The organism is Ruegeria sp. HKCCD6426, from assembly GCF_057221115.1.
The window spans coordinates 19,052-35,309 of the sequence record NZ_JBWVBF010000012.1 but is presented as its reverse complement, the minus strand read 5'-3'; the positions used below and the strand labels follow the sequence as shown (position 1 = coordinate 35,309).

Sequence of the window (16,258 nt, the reverse complement as noted above, 5' to 3'; positions counted from 1 at the left end):
TCCCCATCACAATCATTCCGTCTTTTGAAACAATCTGACTGCCGGGCTGAACGTGTAGATGGACGCTACTTCCAAGCTTCTATCTCGCGAAAAACTTAAATTGGGCTCAAGCAAGCGGTTCGTTCTGAAGATTGAGAAGTGCGCAATGCAAATCAGAAACCTGCGAGAAAACATAACCCGGACTAACCGCTTGTAGCTGGGCAACGGGATAGTTACCCCAAGTTACAGCGGCACTTTCGACCCCCGCAGCTTTTGCCGCAAGAACATCATGTGGGCCGTCGCCCACATAAACTACTTTCCGATCACAGCGCCCGCTGATGGGCAAAGCCTTGAGAATTGGAGCTGGATGAGGTTTTCGTTCCGGCGTGTCTTCGGCGCCCACGATGAAGTCAAATACGGTCTTTTCTATGCCGCAGTGATCGAGATCGTTTTTGATCCGGGCATGAGCCTTGTTCGATACGATTCCAAGTATGCACGACTTCGCCAAATCCTCGAGCATAGCTTCAACGCCGGGAAATAGTTGAACCCCATCGGAACTGTAGCCGCGCTTATACGCTAATGTCAGCGCGGATGCGCTATTGGGATAGTGTTGAGAGAAGTATTCATTTGGACGTCTTCGGAGCAATTCGTGAATATGCTCGTCATCGGGGTTGATCGCATGGCCTTCGACTTTCCGGATTGCATCACGGAAAGCCCGAACAATTGCTGATCGGGTATCCAGCAGTGTCCCGTCAAGATCGAATAAGACGATCATCCGATCGAATAGCCCCCATCCACGGGCAGCAAAACCCCTGTTATATATCGCGCCTCATTCGACACCAGAAAACAAATGACCGCAGCGATGTCGTCCGGCTCCCCCCATTCGCCCATCGGGATGCGATCATTTATTTTCTTCGATCGCTCCGCATCGTTGAATGCTTTAGCCGCTAGTTTTGTTTTAATCCAACCCGGCGCGACTGCATTGACGCGTATGCCATCCTTGGCCCATGCGGTCGCCATCGAGCGGGTCAATGCCACAACTCCCGCCTTGCTCGCGGCATAGCCAGGGGACCCAGGTGAGCCAAAATAGCTCCACATGGACGCAATGTTGACGATCGAACCGCCGGCCTTTGACAACGCCATTTTAGCAGCGTTGGCACCATTCAGAACTCCGGTCAGATTGACATCAAGAACGGTAGAGAAGTGGTCCGCCTCCCATTCCCGTTGGTGTCGCAAGATGCCTGCGCAGTTAACAAGCGCAGAAATTTCATCAAAGTTTCTAAAGAAGGCCGCAGTTTCCTGCTCATCTGAAATGTCGAGTGTTTCGAAGCGGATATGATCCGGTAACTCTTCAGTTCGGTCCAGACCTACCGCGACAACATCGTGCCCGGCCTGGTGCAATGCCGCAGCCGTCGCCGCACCGATACCCGATCCTCCACCGGTCACAATCGCCGTTGCCATGCCGTATTCCTTTCCTTTTCAAACCGTTGCTTCAAGCCCGCCAAAACACAGGTATTTGAGCTCCAGATAGTCATCGATGCCGTATTTGGAGCCTTCGCGCCCGAGACCGGACTGTTTGATCCCCCCGAACGGGGCGACCTCGGTCGAGATGATGCCTTCGTTGATCCCCACCATGCCGGCCTCGATTTTCTCGGCCACACGCCAGACTCGTCCGATGTCGCGGGAATAGAAATAGGCGGCCAGCCCGAACTCGGTTGCATTGGCCAATCTGATGGCCTCGTCTTCGGTCTCGAAGCGGAAGAGCGGCGCCACCGGTCCGAATGTTTCTTCTTTGGCAACCAGCATGTCTGTGGTTACGCCGGTCATGACAGTTGGCTGATGGAAGTTTCCACCTTTCGGACCTGCCGCGCCCCCGGCAACAATCCGAGCGCCTTTGTCGGTTGCGTCCTGAATATGTTCCCGGACCTTTTCAACGGCTGCTGCATTGATCAATGGCCCCTGATCGAATTCACCCTCCAGTGCATCACCGACCGAGAGCTTTGAAACCGCGATTGCCAGTTTCTCGGCAAACTGATCGTAAACACCCGATTGTACCAGCAATCGGTTGGCACAAACGCAGGTTTGTCCGGTATTTCGGAATTTCGAAGCCAATGCCCCCTGAACGGCGGCGTCGAGATCGGCATCGTCAAAAACGATAAATGGCGCGTTGCCGCCAAGTTCCATCGACACTTTCTTCACCGTCTGCGCAGACTGCTCCAGAAGCACCCGTCCAATTTCGGTGGACCCGGTGAAGGTGAGCTTGGCGATTTTGGGGTTTGTCGCTAGTTCGGTTCCTACTGTGGATGCGTTGCGAGAAGTTACCACGCTAAATACGCCTTCCGGAATACCGGCCTCGTGCGCTAAATATTCCAATGCATAAGCGCTAAGCGGCGTCGCGCTGGCAGGCTTCAGCACCATTGTGCACCCGGATGCCAACGCAGGCGCAGCTTTTCGCGTGATCATGGCGTTTGGAAAATTCCAGGGTGTTATGGCGGCCACCACCCCGACAGGTTGTTTGATCGTGGCAATACGGTTGTTAGCTGCTGTAGCCGGGATCATGTCGCCATAAACCCGCTTTGCCTCTTCTCCGAACCATTCAATGAAAGATGCGCCATAGAGAACCTCGCCACGGCTTTCGGTGAGGGGCTTGCCCTGCTCTGCGCTCATGATCCGGGCCAGATCTTCCTGGTTTTCAATCACCAGATCGAACCAGCGGCGCAGGATCGCGGCGCGGGCCTTCGCCGTCAGCTCTTTCCATGTCGGCAGTGCCGCTTCGGCATTTGCAACGGCTTGTCTGATATGGTCGACAGAGACGTCCGGAACCCAGGCAATGATTTCACCAGTCGCTGGATTATCGACCGGACTTCCCTGGTTTTCAGCGACCAGCGACCTGCGCAGCAGCGTCGGGTTGTTGATCAGATTAAGAATTGAGGTCATCCGAGTTCATTCTCCGGTGTCTTTCTGAACAGGGTTTCGGTTGATTGCATCGCGTCGATCAACTGGTTGACAGAAACATCTGCCGGGAAGTTTCTGAGATGCCTAACCTTCGAGGTGGCTTGAGCGATCGCAGCATAGTCATCCTGCGAGACCGGGCGCCTGCACAGTTCCGACAACGTGAGCGGAAGCCCTACATGCCGCATCAGGTTCAGCCTGGCCGTTTCCATGCCAAATTCAGCCAGCATGTGTTGAACGCACAGGCCATAAGACACCTGAAAACCATGAGGCGCGTCTTTTGCGCCGGGAATCAGCGACAACCCGCGGGTCAGAGCATGTGCAATCGACAGGCCGCCATTTTCAAAACCAAGTCCGGCCATAAGGATCATGGCCTCGACCGAAGCATCGAATGCTGCGGTCACCTTGCCTGACCCGGCAACATCAAAAGCAGAAGCGCCATACGCAAGCAGCGTGTCTTCGCAGCATTTCGCAACGGCCAAGGCAACGCGTGGTGGTGTAGCGTTGAACATGTTGACGCCCTCGGCTCGCGCGCAGGCATGCGCCTCAGGGTACTTCGCCAATGCGTCGCCCAACCCTGCAGCGAACATATGTTTTGGGGCGCGCGCGAGTATCCCGGTGTCGACGATTACAGCATCGGGATTCCTTGGCAGATGACGCACTTCGACCAACTGATGAGCCTTGTCGTAGAGCACAAAGTTCTTGCTAGTCGGTGCGTCGTTAGAAGCAACGGTTGGAATGGTGATCAGCGAAGCTTTCACGATCTCGGCTAAGGCCTTACCGGTGTCGATAGCACGCCCGCCGCCACATGCTACGATGACATCGCCTGCGGCAGGTTCGTACTTCTTTGCCAGCTGAATTCCCGTATTCGGAAGAAGTGCACCGTTGAATTCCACAATTTCGAAGGTCATTTCAAAATCAATCAGACTTGCCTTCAGTTGATCGCCGATCAAATCCAGAACTAGCTTATCGGAAACGATGACAGCCCGGTGACCCAAATCGCAAACGAGCCGCCCAACCTGCCCGATGGCACCCAGCCCTTGAATGTAACGGGACGGCGAACCGAAAACGCGAAGATTTTTGTCAAACAGGGTGTCGGACATTGTTGTGATTCCAGTTGAAGCAAACACTGTTCATCAAACATGATATATGATATGTCTTTAGTCAAGCCATAGAACGGAGACGAAAATGAACATAGACGGCCGGACCCGGGTTATCGTGCATCTTGCCTATCCATCGACGCATCTCAGAACCCCATCTTTTTTTAATCCATTGATCGAGAAACAGGGGCGGAACGCCGTTCTTGTGCCTTGGCAGGTCAGCCGGGAAAACCTGCCGCAAGTCTGGGATGCGCTGAGATTGTGTGAAAGCCTGGCCGGGGTCATCGTCACAATCCCTCACAAAACCGATGTTGCGAGCCTGTGTGACGAGTTGGAAGGGGCCGCCCGTTTCCTGCAGGTGTCCAACGTTGCTCGGCGCACCGATGACGGAAGGTTCATTGGCCGGATGTATGATGGACCCGGTTACCTGCAGGGTCTGCTCAACGAAGGGCATGAGATGCAGGGGCGACGCGTTTTGCTGTTGGGTGCAGGCGGTGCGGCAACTGGTATCGCGCATTCGTTGGTCGAAGAGAAGGTTGAACACCTGACAATCGCCAACAGGACTCGATCAAAAGCCGAGGATCTTGCCGCAAAGCTGAACACGGAATTTGAAACCGACATCGTGTCAGCCGGCGAGGCAGTTGGCGGCGACCATGATGTGGTTATCAATGCCACTTCGGTTGGTCTGAAGGCGGACGATCCCCTGCCGATTGACCCGGACAGTATTCAAACCGACGCGCTGGTTGGCGAGGTTATCATGCAGCCGGATGTCACCGCTTTGCTGGAGGCCGTGCGTGCAAGGGGATGCACGATCCATAAGGGCAAACACATGATTACGGGACAGACCCAGTTGTTGGCCGATTTCCTTTTGGGACCGCTGGGTGCGGACTAATCATCCGTAGACAAAAGGCGCTTTCGGACATCGTCTGGATAGGGGACGGGAGCGCCGCTTAGAACGTCGAACAACACGATCGTACAAGAGGCCCGAAATACCACCTCTTCCTCTTGCAAAATCGTATACTCGACGTCCTGGCTGGTTCGGCCGATCCGTACCACCTGCCGTTCTACTGTGAGGACGTCATCAAGCGAAACCGGTGCCAGGTATTCCGCCTGCGATGCCACCATGATCTGAGATGGGCGATCAGGCGCCGGTTGTCCAAGACCGATCTCGACGGCTTGCCGGTTGCGCGCATCCTCGCACCATCGCCAGTAGGCGATATTGTTGGCGTGCCCAAGCCGGTCGATATCGGCCCATCGCACACGGGTTTCCATCGTGTAGATCATTCCCTGCGGCTGAGCCGCATCATCGGTCGATTTTCTGTTCACGACATTCTGCCGTCGCCTCAGAGGCGCACGACCCTGTTTCCCGGGTTTGGACCGCACTTAAGCCTGGCCAAAGCATCTGGCAGTGCGGCGAATTCAGCAATTTCAATAATCTGCGGATCAAAGTCACCCGTCAAGCAGCGCTCAGCGATAGAGCGCCCGGCGGCAACAAGATCAGCCCACTGAGCGTCGGTGCCGCAATTGTGCAGGCCGTTGAGGCCAACTTCGTGCAGGGATATCGTCGTGGTGAAGGCCGGAAGCGGCGCGGTTTCCTGACGGTCCTGAATACAGACAAGATGACCATTGGCAGCAATAACATTGGCCAGCTCCGCTGCATGGCTGCCGCTGACCATGTCTACGACGGCCCAGAACGGGTGGCTATCCTCGCCAATGCGCAATTGTGATTGCCAATCCGGAGAACGGTAATCGTGGCAAACTGCTGCCCCAAGACGCCTGACCCTATCATGCTGCGCCGAGGACGCCGCCGCATGAATGATCCATCCGCGGTCATCAGCCAATTGCAGGAATGCGCCTCCAACCGCTCCGCTTGCGCCTGTCAACAGGACCCGCGCGCCGGGCATTTGCGGCAGCTTTTCCAAAGCCTGGTACGCGGTCAGCGCCGGGCATGGCAGTGTCGCGGCAACTTCGAATGGGAGACTGGCGGGCAATGGAATAGCCGCCCGAGCGGGTATTGCGGTGCGCTCGGCGAAGCTGCCCTGGCGCACCAAATCGGTGTGATAGGCAACCGGCATTCCGACTGACAGGTGTCTCACCTCGGTTCCAACCTCTACGATCACGCCTGCGCCATCGACCCCGGGAACATGTGGCCATGTCCAGGCATCATGCCCCCATTCCACGAATTTCCAATCCACCGGATTCAACCCTATGGCACGGTTTTCGACTACGACATCGCGAGGGCCGCATTCCGGAGTGTCTATTTCGGCCAGATGGAGTGTGTCCGGCGTTCCAGTCTTGTCGTGAACGAAAGCTTTCATTGCTTACTCCGATCGCTTAGATCCAAATGAAAACCCCACCGCCATTAACAGCGATGGGGCAGGTTTGTCACTGAGCGTCTTTCTGTTCGACGCCAATGAACTCCCAGACCTCGCCGCCATTTTCCCAATAATGCATCGTGTAAGGCCGGAACGTGATGACATCGCCCGCGCTGAACTCATATCGGGATACCTCGTTTCCCTCGCCGTCGGTATTGACCAGCGAGCCAGAGCCGCGCACGACGTAGAGTACGTAATTACTATTGCCTTCGTGTTCCGCGATATAGCCGTATGGTTCAACTCGACCAAAGCGAACATTCACTGCGCTTTCGATCCCACCGATGGTTCCGTACAGAAACCGTTTGTTTGGCAATCCGCCGATGTCAGGAATTTCATCAACGCTTGTTGCGGGCATGGCCGTGACAATCGGGTGCCCGTCCGGCCCGTTTTCAATCAGCACATTGCGCGCTTGTGCGCTCATTGCAGCGGTCGCGAGCGCGATCGCCATCAGCCCGGTTTTGATCCAGGTGTTCATAGCCTTCCTCCTGTTGGCTGGTAGAATTTAGATTTTTGCGTCTCGGCTTCCGAGTCCTTGCAACAACACGGCGAGTATGATGATCGCACCCTTGATGATCTGCTGCGGATAGGCTGGAACCGACATCAAGTTCATGATGTTGCCGATGAGTCCGAGGATCAGAACGCCGATCACCGTGTTCGTCACACTACCTTTGCCTCCTGATAGCAACGCGCCACCGATCACACAGGCGGCGATCGCGTCAAGCTCCAGCGCCATGCCGGTGACAGGTGTTCCCACGGAGGTGCGCGAGGTCACAACGATCCCGGCAAGTGCGCTCAGACCACCACAGATCGTGTAGGCCAGAAACTTGTAGCGGGCGACGGGCAGGCCAGCGAGACGCACAGCTGTTTCGTTGCTGCCAGTGGCCACTGTCATACGTCCATAGCTGGTGCGCCGCAGGATCAGGATGAATACAACGATGATCACCGCGATCATCACTATAGGCCAGGGGATGCCCAGCCAGGGCAGCCCTTTCGAGCCAAAGGTCTTGAGGATCTGGGCGGTTGACAACTCGCGGTCAAATCGCACTGGCTGGCCATTGGTCAGCATGTAGGCCAACCCCCGCGCCATCGTCATCATCGCCAGAGTAACTACAAATGGCGCCATGTTGAACTTGGCGACCATGACACCGTTCATGGCCCCGAGAAGGGCGCCAGCCGATATCGCGAGCAGCACGCAGCAGATCAGGGCAATGGCACCTTCGAAAGGCATTGCCGGCATCAGCATGGCCACGGCCATGCCGCCGATGGCCGCCAAAGAGCCAACGGATAGATCGATCCCGCCGGTCAGTATGACCAACAGCATGCCAATCGAGGCCAGAAACAGTGGCACCAGTTGCCGCAACAGGTTGAATCCGTTCTGCACCGTCAGGAAATGCTCGGACAGCAAGGACGATGCGACGATCAGTGCCGCCAACATAATGAAGATGTTGTACTTGATCAGCAATCCGACGACGGACAGTTGACGGGGTTCCGAAGGCGCCTTAGCGCCAGTTGCTGTATTGGTTGTATCAGTGGACATTGTCTTGCCCCATTGCCAGTTCGATTATGTTCTCTTCCCGGATGGCGTCGCCTTCGAGCGTACCCGCCATCCGTCCGCCGCGCATGACCATCACCCGGTCACACATACCGATCAGTTCGATCATTTCCGAGGACACCACGACGATGGCCGCTCCCTGCTCGGCCAATTGGTTGATCACGCGGTAAATCTCGACCTTGGCGCCCACATCGACGCCGCGGGTCGGTTCGTCGAGAAGCAGCACGTCGCAATGCGCAACCAACCACTTCATCAGAGCTACCTTCTGTTGGTTTCCACCCGAAAGCGTCGAGACGTTCGCATCCTGGCTGGTTGCCTTAAGGCGCAATTCCTTCCAAAGCTCCTGAACTATGTTGCGCTCGCCTGTCTGGTTGATCCAACCGGTGACCGAGATGAAAGGATTGACCGGAGTCATCAGAGCGTTGTCGCGGATCGGGAGATCAAGCAGTACGCCCTGATGTTTGCGGTCCTCCGGCAGCAATCCGATGCGGTTCCGGACCCCCTCCCCGGCTGTGCGGTTGTGCACCTCCTGGCCGTGCAGGGTGACGGTTCCACCATCGCGTTTGTCTGCGCCAAAAATCGCCCGCAACGCTTCGGTTCGGCCTGCTCCGACAAGGCCACCGATACCCAGCACCTCACCCCGGCGCACCGAGAAGCTAACATCCGACACCATGCTGCCGGAGCTGAGACCACGCACCTCCAGCGCCGCGGCACCGATCTTTGCGTCACGCTCCGGAAAGAAATCGGTCAGCTCGCGCCCGATCATCAGATTTGTCAGGCTGTCATGGTCCAGAGTATTTGTGTCCCAGGTGCCGACCGTGCTGCCGTCTTTAAGGATCGTCACTCGGTTACACAGGTCGAAGATTTCATCCAGCCGGTGCGAGATATAAATCACGCAGACCCCTTGATCGCGCAGCTTTCGGACCAGGCGGAACAGTTTTTCCGTTTCGTGGTTGGTCAGAACGGCGGTTGGTTCGTCCAGCACCAAAATCTTGCATTCGTGCGACAGCGCTTTGCAGATTTCGACCACCTGCTGGTAGGCTACGGTAAGATCCGAAACCGTGCTGCGCGGATCGATGTCGGAAAAGCCCATCTCCTCCAGCAGTTCGGCGGCACGCCGGTTCAATTCGCGGTAATTAATGGAAAACTTCTCGCCAAGCTCGTGCATCAGGATGTTTTCGGCGACCGTCATATGGCTGGCGAGTGAAAATTCCTGGTAAATGATCGACACCCCGAGTTTCATGCCTTCGTGGGGTGAATGGATATTGGCACGGTCACCGTCGATCCGGATTTCTCCGCCCTCGTGATCATAGGCACCGGACAACACCTTCATCAAAGTGGATTTGCCAGCCCCGTTTTCGCCCATCAAGGCATGGACCTCGCCGCCCTGAGCAGAGAAAGACACATCAGAAAGCGCGTGGATACCACCGAAGCGTTTGGATATCCCGCTCATGCTAAGTCGTTCCATGTCCCCTCCTCTCTGGGTTCGTAGGCAAGGCCAGCCAATTTGGCCTTGCCTAATTAACTGTGGCTCAGTGTCGTATTTCTTCGATGGTGCGGAATTCAGGTACCTCGTATTTGAAAAACGGGTTGCTATCATCTTCGTCGATGAAGCCTGCAACGTTGTCCTTGGTCGCGATCTGCGGCGGCGTATAGTACGATCCCATCGGCAGGTTGTTTGCATCCCTACCGCCGTCGAAGATTTCGTGGATCAGCTTTAACACACCTTCTCCCGTGTGGGTTCCCGAGTTCAACGCCGTCACCATCATGTCGCCGGACTGAACGAGATCGAGCGCAACACGGAAGCCATCGGCAGCGGCCGCAACCTGAATGTCACCGCTACGGTTCTGGTTCTCGAGCGCACCTATGGCGCCAATTCCCATAAAATCGTTCCCAGCCAGGATCACATCAAGCGTGTCGCCATGCGCCGACAGAAAGTCCTCCGTCGCGTCCAACCCGCCCTCTTCGGTCCAGTGCGCCACACCTTGGGCCAAAACTGAAAAGTTGACAGCATCCGCGTGGAATGAGCCCTTCTTGTTCAGCTCCTGAAAGCGATTGAAGCCTTCCAGCATGGCGTCTTCTTTGGACCAGCCCAGGCCTAGCTGCTGGCTGCGCTCATAGATAAAACCGGAAATGAGACCGTTCACACGGCTTTCGGCGGTCGAGTTGCCAACGCGACCAATCAGTGTTGCGGCGTTGATCTGCTGGTCCTTGTCATATTGCTGCGCCACGTATTGGCCAGCGGTAAATCCATTGCCATAAGGGTTGAACAACACCGTAGTCACGATGGGTGATTCATCCGGAACGGTGCCCAGGGCAATCACTGGAATTCCCGCCTCGACCGAACGTTCGGCATCGATTGCTGCCGAAGCCAAATCCGTCGGGTCGACCACGATGACGTCAACGCCTCGGGCGATAAACGTGTCGAAATGCGCCGAAGTCTTGGCAGGGTCTCCATCTGCAACTTGGACGTCGAGTTCGTAACCGTATTCTTCTGCCTTCTCTTTCGCGACGTCAATCACGCCGACAAACCAGGGGTTGCCCAACGTGATCTCGGTCCACCCGATTTGGAGTTTATCTCCATACTGACCGGGCGCCTCTGGCAACGCTTTGTCGATGCCAGAGCGGTCGCTCATGTTCGGGTCGATCACGCCAGACAACGACGAGTGCGGCAGCAGCGTATAAATTTCATGCTTGTGCTGCGCCGATGCCGGTGCTGAGACCGACAGCATTGACGTCGTTGCAAGAGCTGCGATTGCAGTATTCCAGTGTTTCACAGATTTCCTCCCCTATAGAAAACACATTGGCGGTGAAAAGCCGGGGTTCACCCGACTTTTCGGTGAAACCGATATTCAGTTCCGCAGACCGTCGATCGTCTTGAAAGGCGGGATTTCGTAAACGTAGAACGGATTGTTCTTGTCGGGATCGATGAATTTGTCGACATTGGCCGGGGTCACCGTCTCAGGCGGCAGGAACGAACCCATCGGCATGTTGCTGGCATCGAACCCTTCATCGAAGATCTGGTGGATCAGTTCAATGGTCGCTTCGCCGACATGCGTGCCCGAGAACAGGCCAGTTGCCATCAGGTCACCCGATTTGACAAGATCCAGCGCAACGCGGAAACCGTCAGCCGATGCGGCCACATCAACCTTGCCGTTCAGACCCTGGTTATCCAATGCGTTCAGCGCACCAATGCCCATAAAGTCGTTGCCGGCCATGAACAGATCCAGGTTTTCGCCATGGGCGGTGAGAATGTCCTCGGCCGCGTTCAAGCCGCCCTCTTCGGTCCAATGTGCAACACCCTGTGCCAATATCGAAAACTTGAGCTCGTCCGACGAGAACGACCCTCCGGTATTGACTTCCTGGAAGGCGTTGAAACCGGCCAGCATCCCGTCTTCTTCGGACCAGTCCTTACCCATCTGAAGGCCACGCTCATAGACAAAGCCCGACACCATGCCATTGACGCGGCTTTCCGAGGTGGAGTTACCGACGCGTCCAATCAGGGTGGCGGCATTTACATGCTCGTCGGCGCTGTACTGCGTCGCCATGTAACGACCCGCCAGGAACCCGTTGATATAGGGGTTCCAGGTCACCGTGGTGACAATCGGGGATTCATCCGGGACGGTACCGATGGCAATCACCGGAATGCCCGCTTCGACCGCGCGTTCAGCATCTGCGGCCGCCGAGGCCAGATCGGTCGGGTCGATTACTATGACATCCACGCCTCGTGCGATAAACGTATCCACATGAGACGAGGTCTTGGCCGGATCGCCATCTGCCACCTGCACATCTAATTCATATCCGTATTCTTCGGCGGCCTTCTTTGCGTCGTCGATCAGGCCTACGAACCAGGGGTTGCCCAAGGTGATCTCTGTCCAGCCGATACTGAGCTTGTCACCGTATTGGCCGGGTGCTTCGGGCAATGCTTTTGCAATGCCCGCCCGACTGTCCATGTTCGGATCGATCAGACCTACAAGCGATGTCTGCGGCAGCAGAGTATAGATCTCATGTTTGTCTTCCGCTGATGCCAGCGTTGGCACCGCAAGCGTCGCACCGATTGTCACTGTCGCAAACAGTTTCTGGTAGTGTTTCATGGTTCCTCCTCCAAGGCGCGGCTTACCGCAGTTTAAACATCATATATGATGTATTATGACGTCAAGCAAAAATAAACACGTGTGTTAGCTGATAACACCTCGCACCACCGCTTCGATGCCAGCTTCGTCCAGTTGGTAATGCGCATAGAGATGTGTGGGCGGTGCGATCAGGGCATACTCGTCCCGAATCCCGTGGCGAACCAGACGAGCCGGGCTTCCGGCTTCCGCCAGCACTTCAGCAACAGCAGCACCCAGCCCGCCCAGCACATTGTGTTCCTCGATCGTAAGGATGACCTCCGACCGTTCAGCTGCTTCAAGTATTGCGTCCTTGTCGAGCGGCTTGATGGTCGGCATGTCCAATACACCAATTGACCGACCCTCATCTCTGAGCCGTTTGGCGACCTGTACAGAAGGGTGCACCGGCAAACCGCAACCGATGATCGTGACTTCCTTGCCTTTTGTATGCTCGATGGCCTTGCCAAAGATAAAGTCCTGTTTGGGGTCATAGAGATCGGGTTCGCGGCCGCGACCAGTGCGGAAATAGATCGGACGATCATGGTCGCCCGATGCGCGAATTGCGGCTTCGAACTGAGGGCCATCTGCTGGAGAAACCACCGTCAAATCCGCAATAGAGCGCATGGTTCCGATGTCCTCTGTTGCGTGGTGAGACGTGCCATAGAACCCCATCGAGATGCCGGTATGATGCCCGACCAGCCGAACTGGAAGCGCACAATAAGCAATGTCCATGCGGATCTGCTCGCAAGTCAGAAGACCGACAAACGAGGCGAAAGTCGCAACAAATGGCACCATGCCAGTTGTGGCCAGGCCGGCAGCCGCCGACACCATGTTCTGCTCCGATATACCGAACTGGACGTAGCGATCCGGGTATTTTGCCGAGAAGCGGTTCAATCCATTGGAATATTGCAGGTCGGCGGATCCGGCAATTACGTCATGTCCAGCATCAACCAGCGCGAACAAGCCATTCGAAAAGTGATCCAAACCAGGGTTCTTGGTGTTCAACTCGCGATATTGCCACGAATTCGGGGAAAGAGGCTTGTTCATATCAGATTACCTTGCTGAGTATTTCGTCACGCGCGGCTTCCGCGTCCGACGGATCCAAATACCCGAGATGCCATCCCGGCTCGGTCTCCATGTAAGACACGCCCTTGCCCTTCAGCGTCTTGGCGATCACACAGGCCGGTTTTGTTCGGGTCTTGTCGGATTTCAAACGCCGCAACAGCGGTGTGAGTGCTTCCAGATCGTGGCCGTCAACCTCGTGGACGTCCCAACCAAACGCGCGCCACTTTTCGTCCAGTGGTTCAATAGCCATGGTATCATCTACTTTGCCGTCCAGCTGATATCCGTTGCGGTCGACGATGGCGATAACATTGCTAAGTTCATGGTGGGCAGCGCAAAGAGCCGCCTCCCAAACCTGACCTTCCTGCATTTCACCGTCGCCCAGCATGACGAATGTGGTGAAATCCAGCCCCTTGGCACGTGCACCGAGGGCCATCCCGACACCGTTGGACAAAGCATGACCAATCGAACCGGATGAGAAGTCGATCCCAGGAACTTTTCGCATATCGGGGTGATCGCCCAGCGGATTACCCAGCCTGGTATACCCGTCCAGTGTTTCGGTATCGAGGTAACCCAAATCCGCCAGAATCGGGAAAAGCCCGACGGCGGCGTGCCCCTTGCCCATTAGAAACCGGTCACGCTCTGGCCACTTGGGGTCGGCAGCGTGAAGGTTCATGACATCATAATAAAGTGCCGCAAAGATCTCAGCCGCCGAGAACACCGAACTGTAGTGACCCACCTTGGCAATCTCGATCAAGCGAATGGTCTCCAGCCGTATGAATTGCGCGCGGTCACGCAGTTTTCCCAATTCCGTCGCAGTCAAAACAAGTTCGTTGTCCAGCATTTCTGTTTCCCTGACTTCCGAGACGTTCGAAAGATTTGGTTTGAAGTCGTTTTTAGTAAGCTATATGATATATGATACATTGGTCAAGGGAGGAAAGGATCAAACATGCCCCTAGACAGAACAACCATTTCTGAAATGCAAAAGACACTGCGCCCAAATGGTCGGGCTTTTATTGATGGAAAGTTCGTAAATGCACTGTCTGGAAAGACTTTTGATAACATCTCGCCACGTGATGGCGCGGTTATCAATCAGGTCGCAGCAACCGACTCCGAGGATGTCGATCTTGCGGTAAAGGCGGCGCGAAACGCGTTTGAAACTGGCGCCTGGTCAAGAATGTCACCGCGTGATCGCAAAAAGAAGATGTTGCGATTCGCCGAGCTTTTCGAAGCCAACATGGATGAGCTGGCGGTTTTGGAAACTATTGATATGGGCAAGCCTATTGCCGAAAGCCGCGATATAGACGTGAACGTTGTGCTGGAAACCTTGCAATGGTACGCGGAATGCCCTGACAAGATCTACGATGAAATAGCACCCACGGCAGACAATGCTCTTGCAATGATCACCCGTGAACCGGTCGGTGTTGTAGGGGCTGTTGTTCCCTGGAATTTCCCAATGCTCATGGCGTCGTGGAAATTTGCACCTGCACTGGCAACTGGCAACTCAGTCGTCCTTAAGCCGGCCGAGCAATCTCCTTTAACCGCGATCCGGATGGCCGAACTGGCTGCAGAAGCAGGCATTCCCGATGGGGTTTTCAACATTGTTCCCGGATTTGGTCCAACAGCGGGACGGGCATTGGGCCTGCATATGGATGTGGACTGCCTAGCGTTCACTGGCTCAGGTGTCGTTGGTAAGATGTTCCTCGAATATGCCGGTCAGTCGAATATGAAATCTGTCTGGCTGGAATGCGGTGGGAAAGGTCCGAACATAGTTCTGGATGATGCAGATCTCGAAAAGGCCGCGCAACGTGCTGCAACAGCAATCTGCTTCAACCAAGGAGAAGTCTGCGTCGCGCCTTCGCGCCTGATTGTCTCCGAAAAGATCCATGACGACTTTATGCAGACTGTCATCGAAACCGCCAAACAAATCGAACCAGGCGATCCTCTTGATCCCAGCACCAAACTTGGGGCGCTGGTAGAACAGGACCATCTCGCACGTGTCGAAGGATATGTCGAAAAGGGCAAGGAAGAAGGCGCTGAACTGGTTTTGGGCGGCGACCGACCGGACAGCGCCCTTGGCGGTTTTTACTTGAACCCGACAATCTTCACGAACGTGACCAACGACATGACAATCGCGCGCGAGGAAATCTTCGGGCCGGTCCTGTCAACCATTACTGTGAAATCCGATGAGGAAGCGGTAGCCGTCGCCAATGACACACCCTTTGGGTTGGGAGCAACGCTGTGGGGTCGCGACATTTCCCGTGTGCATGGTATTGCGCGATCACTTCGCGCCGGAACCGTTTGGGTCAACAATCACGATCACAGCGATATCACGGTGCCCTTCGGTGGTTACAAGCAATCGGGCAACGGCCGAGACAAGTCGCTTCACGCGCTGGACAAATATACCGAGCTTAAAACAACTTGGATTGAACTCTAACCTCAGGCTCGGGCGCTTTCGAGTGCCCGAGCTTCGATCCAGGCGACCATGTTCAAACCCAAAGATATGTCGTCCTGAATAGCTTTCTGAGCTTTCGCGCCGTCACGTTCTTTCAACGCCTCAAGCACATCGAAATGCCCGTGCCGACCACTGGTCAGGTCGCGCGAGGGTGCTTCCACATGGAATACTCGTAAGAGCGGTCCCATCAGGGTCCACATGTTTTCGACGGTCGCGTACAACATTGGCATTTCGGCTATTTCCATCAGCGCAAAATGGAATTCCCGGTTCAAGTAAGCCGCTTTCAACGGATTCGTCGCAGCAGACTCTTGAAAGGCTTTGTGCGTCTGTTCGAGTTTTGCGAGCTGTTTCGGTGTCACTTTCGTCGCGGCCACCTCGGCTGCTTTTCCCTCGAGCAACATCCGGATGGTCTGAATCTCGCGCAGCTGATCGGCAGAAATTTCTGGCACATAGATTGCCGTCGCCGCCTTCATCTCAAGCGCCCGCTCACTAACCAACCGGAATATAGTTTCACGTACCGGTGTAATCGAAACATCCAGCTCACTAGCCAGACCGCTTATTGTCAAACGCGCGCCCGGCTCGTATTTTCCATCCATCAAGGCCTTTCTGACTGCGGCATAGACCTGTTCAGACAAATTGCCCTTGTTCAGAGGTTGAAGATTCGACTTGCTCAT

General features: G+C 55.5%; 16 protein-coding genes. 2 read left to right on the top strand and 14 right to left on the bottom strand.

Annotation, left to right across the window (positions count from 1 at the left end):
* Positions 1-106 precede the first annotated feature (106 nt).
* Genes AC2TDA_RS22195 through AC2TDA_RS22180 form a run of 4 tightly spaced genes read right to left on the bottom strand, consistent with a single transcriptional unit; the run spans position 107 to position 4,034 of the window.
* A complete protein-coding gene (locus AC2TDA_RS22195) occupies positions 107-754 on the bottom strand; it encodes an HAD family hydrolase (RefSeq protein WP_480881200.1) in 648 nt (215 codons plus the stop codon).
* A complete protein-coding gene (locus tag AC2TDA_RS22190) occupies positions 751-1,440 on the bottom strand; it encodes an SDR family NAD(P)-dependent oxidoreductase (protein WP_480881198.1) in 690 nt (229 codons plus the stop codon). Before AC2TDA_RS22190 ends, AC2TDA_RS22195 begins: the two co-directional genes overlap by 4 nt.
* Before the next feature lie 18 nt (positions 1,441-1,458).
* A complete protein-coding gene (locus AC2TDA_RS22185) occupies positions 1,459-2,916 on the bottom strand; it encodes an NAD-dependent succinate-semialdehyde dehydrogenase (RefSeq protein WP_480881196.1) in 1,458 nt (485 codons plus the stop codon).
* Entirely contained in the window at positions 2,913-4,034 is a 1,122-nt protein-coding gene (locus AC2TDA_RS22180) for a glycerol dehydrogenase (RefSeq protein WP_480881194.1), read from the bottom strand. The genes AC2TDA_RS22185 and AC2TDA_RS22180 overlap by 4 nt, the downstream gene beginning before the upstream one ends.
* 85 nt (positions 4,035-4,119) lie before the next feature.
* On the opposite strand from AC2TDA_RS22180, the gene AC2TDA_RS22175 reads away from it, so the two are divergent.
* Entirely contained in the window at positions 4,120-4,923 is an 804-nt protein-coding gene (locus AC2TDA_RS22175; RefSeq protein ID WP_480881193.1) for a shikimate dehydrogenase family protein, read from the top strand.
* Here AC2TDA_RS22175 and AC2TDA_RS22170 read toward each other — a convergent pair.
* From AC2TDA_RS22170 to AC2TDA_RS22130, 9 genes are all read right to left on the bottom strand, one after another.
* On the bottom strand, positions 4,920-5,357 hold the full coding sequence (locus tag AC2TDA_RS22170; RefSeq protein ID WP_480881191.1) for an acyl-CoA thioesterase: 438 nt from the start codon (positions 5,355-5,357) through the stop codon (positions 4,920-4,922). The two genes, AC2TDA_RS22175 and AC2TDA_RS22170, sit on opposite strands and share 4 nt — an antisense overlap.
* A gap of 17 nt (positions 5,358-5,374) precedes the next feature.
* Positions 5,375-6,349, bottom strand: a complete 975-nt coding sequence (locus tag AC2TDA_RS22165) for a zinc-binding dehydrogenase (protein ID WP_480881190.1) — start codon at positions 6,347-6,349, stop codon at positions 5,375-5,377.
* Positions 6,350-6,416: 67 nt separating this feature from the next.
* Positions 6,417-6,881: a cupin domain-containing protein gene (locus tag AC2TDA_RS22160; protein WP_480881189.1), complete on the bottom strand. Its 465-nt coding sequence runs from the start codon at positions 6,879-6,881 to the stop codon at positions 6,417-6,419.
* Between the two features lie 27 nt (positions 6,882-6,908).
* Entirely contained in the window at positions 6,909-7,943 is a 1,035-nt protein-coding gene (locus AC2TDA_RS22155) for an ABC transporter permease (RefSeq protein WP_480881187.1), read from the bottom strand.
* On the bottom strand, positions 7,933-9,426 hold the full coding sequence (locus AC2TDA_RS22150) for a sugar ABC transporter ATP-binding protein (RefSeq protein WP_480881185.1): 1,494 nt from the start codon (positions 9,424-9,426) through the stop codon (positions 7,933-7,935). Before AC2TDA_RS22150 ends, AC2TDA_RS22155 begins: the two co-directional genes overlap by 11 nt.
* Positions 9,427-9,490: 64 nt before the next feature.
* Positions 9,491-10,735, bottom strand: a complete 1,245-nt coding sequence (locus AC2TDA_RS22145; RefSeq protein ID WP_480881184.1) for a sugar ABC transporter substrate-binding protein — start codon at positions 10,733-10,735, stop codon at positions 9,491-9,493.
* A gap of 75 nt (positions 10,736-10,810) precedes the next feature.
* Positions 10,811-12,052 carry a sugar ABC transporter substrate-binding protein gene (locus tag AC2TDA_RS22140; RefSeq protein WP_480881182.1) on the bottom strand — a complete coding sequence of 414 codons (1,242 nt, stop codon included), beginning with the start codon at positions 12,050-12,052 and terminating at the stop codon, positions 10,811-10,813.
* Between the two features lie 84 nt (positions 12,053-12,136).
* Positions 12,137-13,114 (bottom strand): transketolase family protein, encoded by a 978-nt coding sequence (locus AC2TDA_RS22135; RefSeq protein ID WP_480881179.1) that lies wholly within the window; start codon positions 13,112-13,114, stop codon positions 12,137-12,139.
* Between the two features lies 1 nt (position 13,115).
* Complete coding sequence (locus AC2TDA_RS22130; protein ID WP_480881176.1) at positions 13,116-13,973, bottom strand: transketolase; 858 nt, start codon at positions 13,971-13,973, stop codon at positions 13,116-13,118.
* A gap of 105 nt (positions 13,974-14,078) precedes the next feature.
* On the opposite strand from AC2TDA_RS22130, the gene AC2TDA_RS22125 reads away from it, so the two are divergent.
* A complete protein-coding gene (locus tag AC2TDA_RS22125) occupies positions 14,079-15,566 on the top strand; it encodes an aldehyde dehydrogenase (protein WP_480881173.1) in 1,488 nt (495 codons plus the stop codon).
* Positions 15,567-15,568: 2 nt separating this feature from the next.
* Here AC2TDA_RS22125 and AC2TDA_RS22120 read toward each other — a convergent pair whose 3' ends face one another.
* Positions 15,569-16,258 (bottom strand): GntR family transcriptional regulator, encoded by a 690-nt coding sequence (locus tag AC2TDA_RS22120; protein WP_480850787.1) that lies wholly within the window; start codon positions 16,256-16,258, stop codon positions 15,569-15,571.

Coding starts and splice junctions, on each gene's coding strand:
- AC2TDA_RS22195 (WP_480881200.1), bottom strand. CDS start 754: ATGATCGTCTTATTCGATCTTGACGGGACACTGCTGGATACCCGATCA.
- AC2TDA_RS22190 (WP_480881198.1), bottom strand. CDS start 1,440: ATGGCAACGGCGATTGTGACCGGTGGAGGATCGGGTATCGGTGCGGCG.
- AC2TDA_RS22185 (WP_480881196.1), bottom strand. CDS start 2,916: ATGACCTCAATTCTTAATCTGATCAACAACCCGACGCTGCTGCGCAGG.
- AC2TDA_RS22180 (WP_480881194.1), bottom strand. CDS start 4,034: ATGTCCGACACCCTGTTTGACAAAAATCTTCGCGTTTTCGGTTCGCCG.
- AC2TDA_RS22175 (WP_480881193.1), top strand. CDS start 4,120: ATGAACATAGACGGCCGGACCCGGGTTATCGTGCATCTTGCCTATCCA.
- AC2TDA_RS22165 (WP_480881190.1), bottom strand. CDS start 6,349: ATGAAAGCTTTCGTTCACGACAAGACTGGAACGCCGGACACACTCCAT.
- AC2TDA_RS22160 (WP_480881189.1), bottom strand. CDS start 6,881: ATGAACACCTGGATCAAAACCGGGCTGATGGCGATCGCGCTCGCGACC.
- AC2TDA_RS22155 (WP_480881187.1), bottom strand. CDS start 7,943: ATGTCCACTGATACAACCAATACAGCAACTGGCGCTAAGGCGCCTTCG.
- AC2TDA_RS22150 (WP_480881185.1), bottom strand. CDS start 9,426: ATGGAACGACTTAGCATGAGCGGGATATCCAAACGCTTCGGTGGTATC.
- AC2TDA_RS22140 (WP_480881182.1), bottom strand. CDS start 12,052: ATGAAACACTACCAGAAACTGTTTGCGACAGTGACAATCGGTGCGACG.
- AC2TDA_RS22135 (WP_480881179.1), bottom strand. CDS start 13,114: ATGAACAAGCCTCTTTCCCCGAATTCGTGGCAATATCGCGAGTTGAAC.
- AC2TDA_RS22130 (WP_480881176.1), bottom strand. CDS start 13,973: ATGCTGGACAACGAACTTGTTTTGACTGCGACGGAATTGGGAAAACTG.
- AC2TDA_RS22125 (WP_480881173.1), top strand. CDS start 14,079: ATGCCCCTAGACAGAACAACCATTTCTGAAATGCAAAAGACACTGCGC.
- AC2TDA_RS22120 (WP_480850787.1), bottom strand. CDS start 16,258: ATGAGCAAGTCGAATCTTCAACCTCTGAACAAGGGCAATTTGTCTGAA.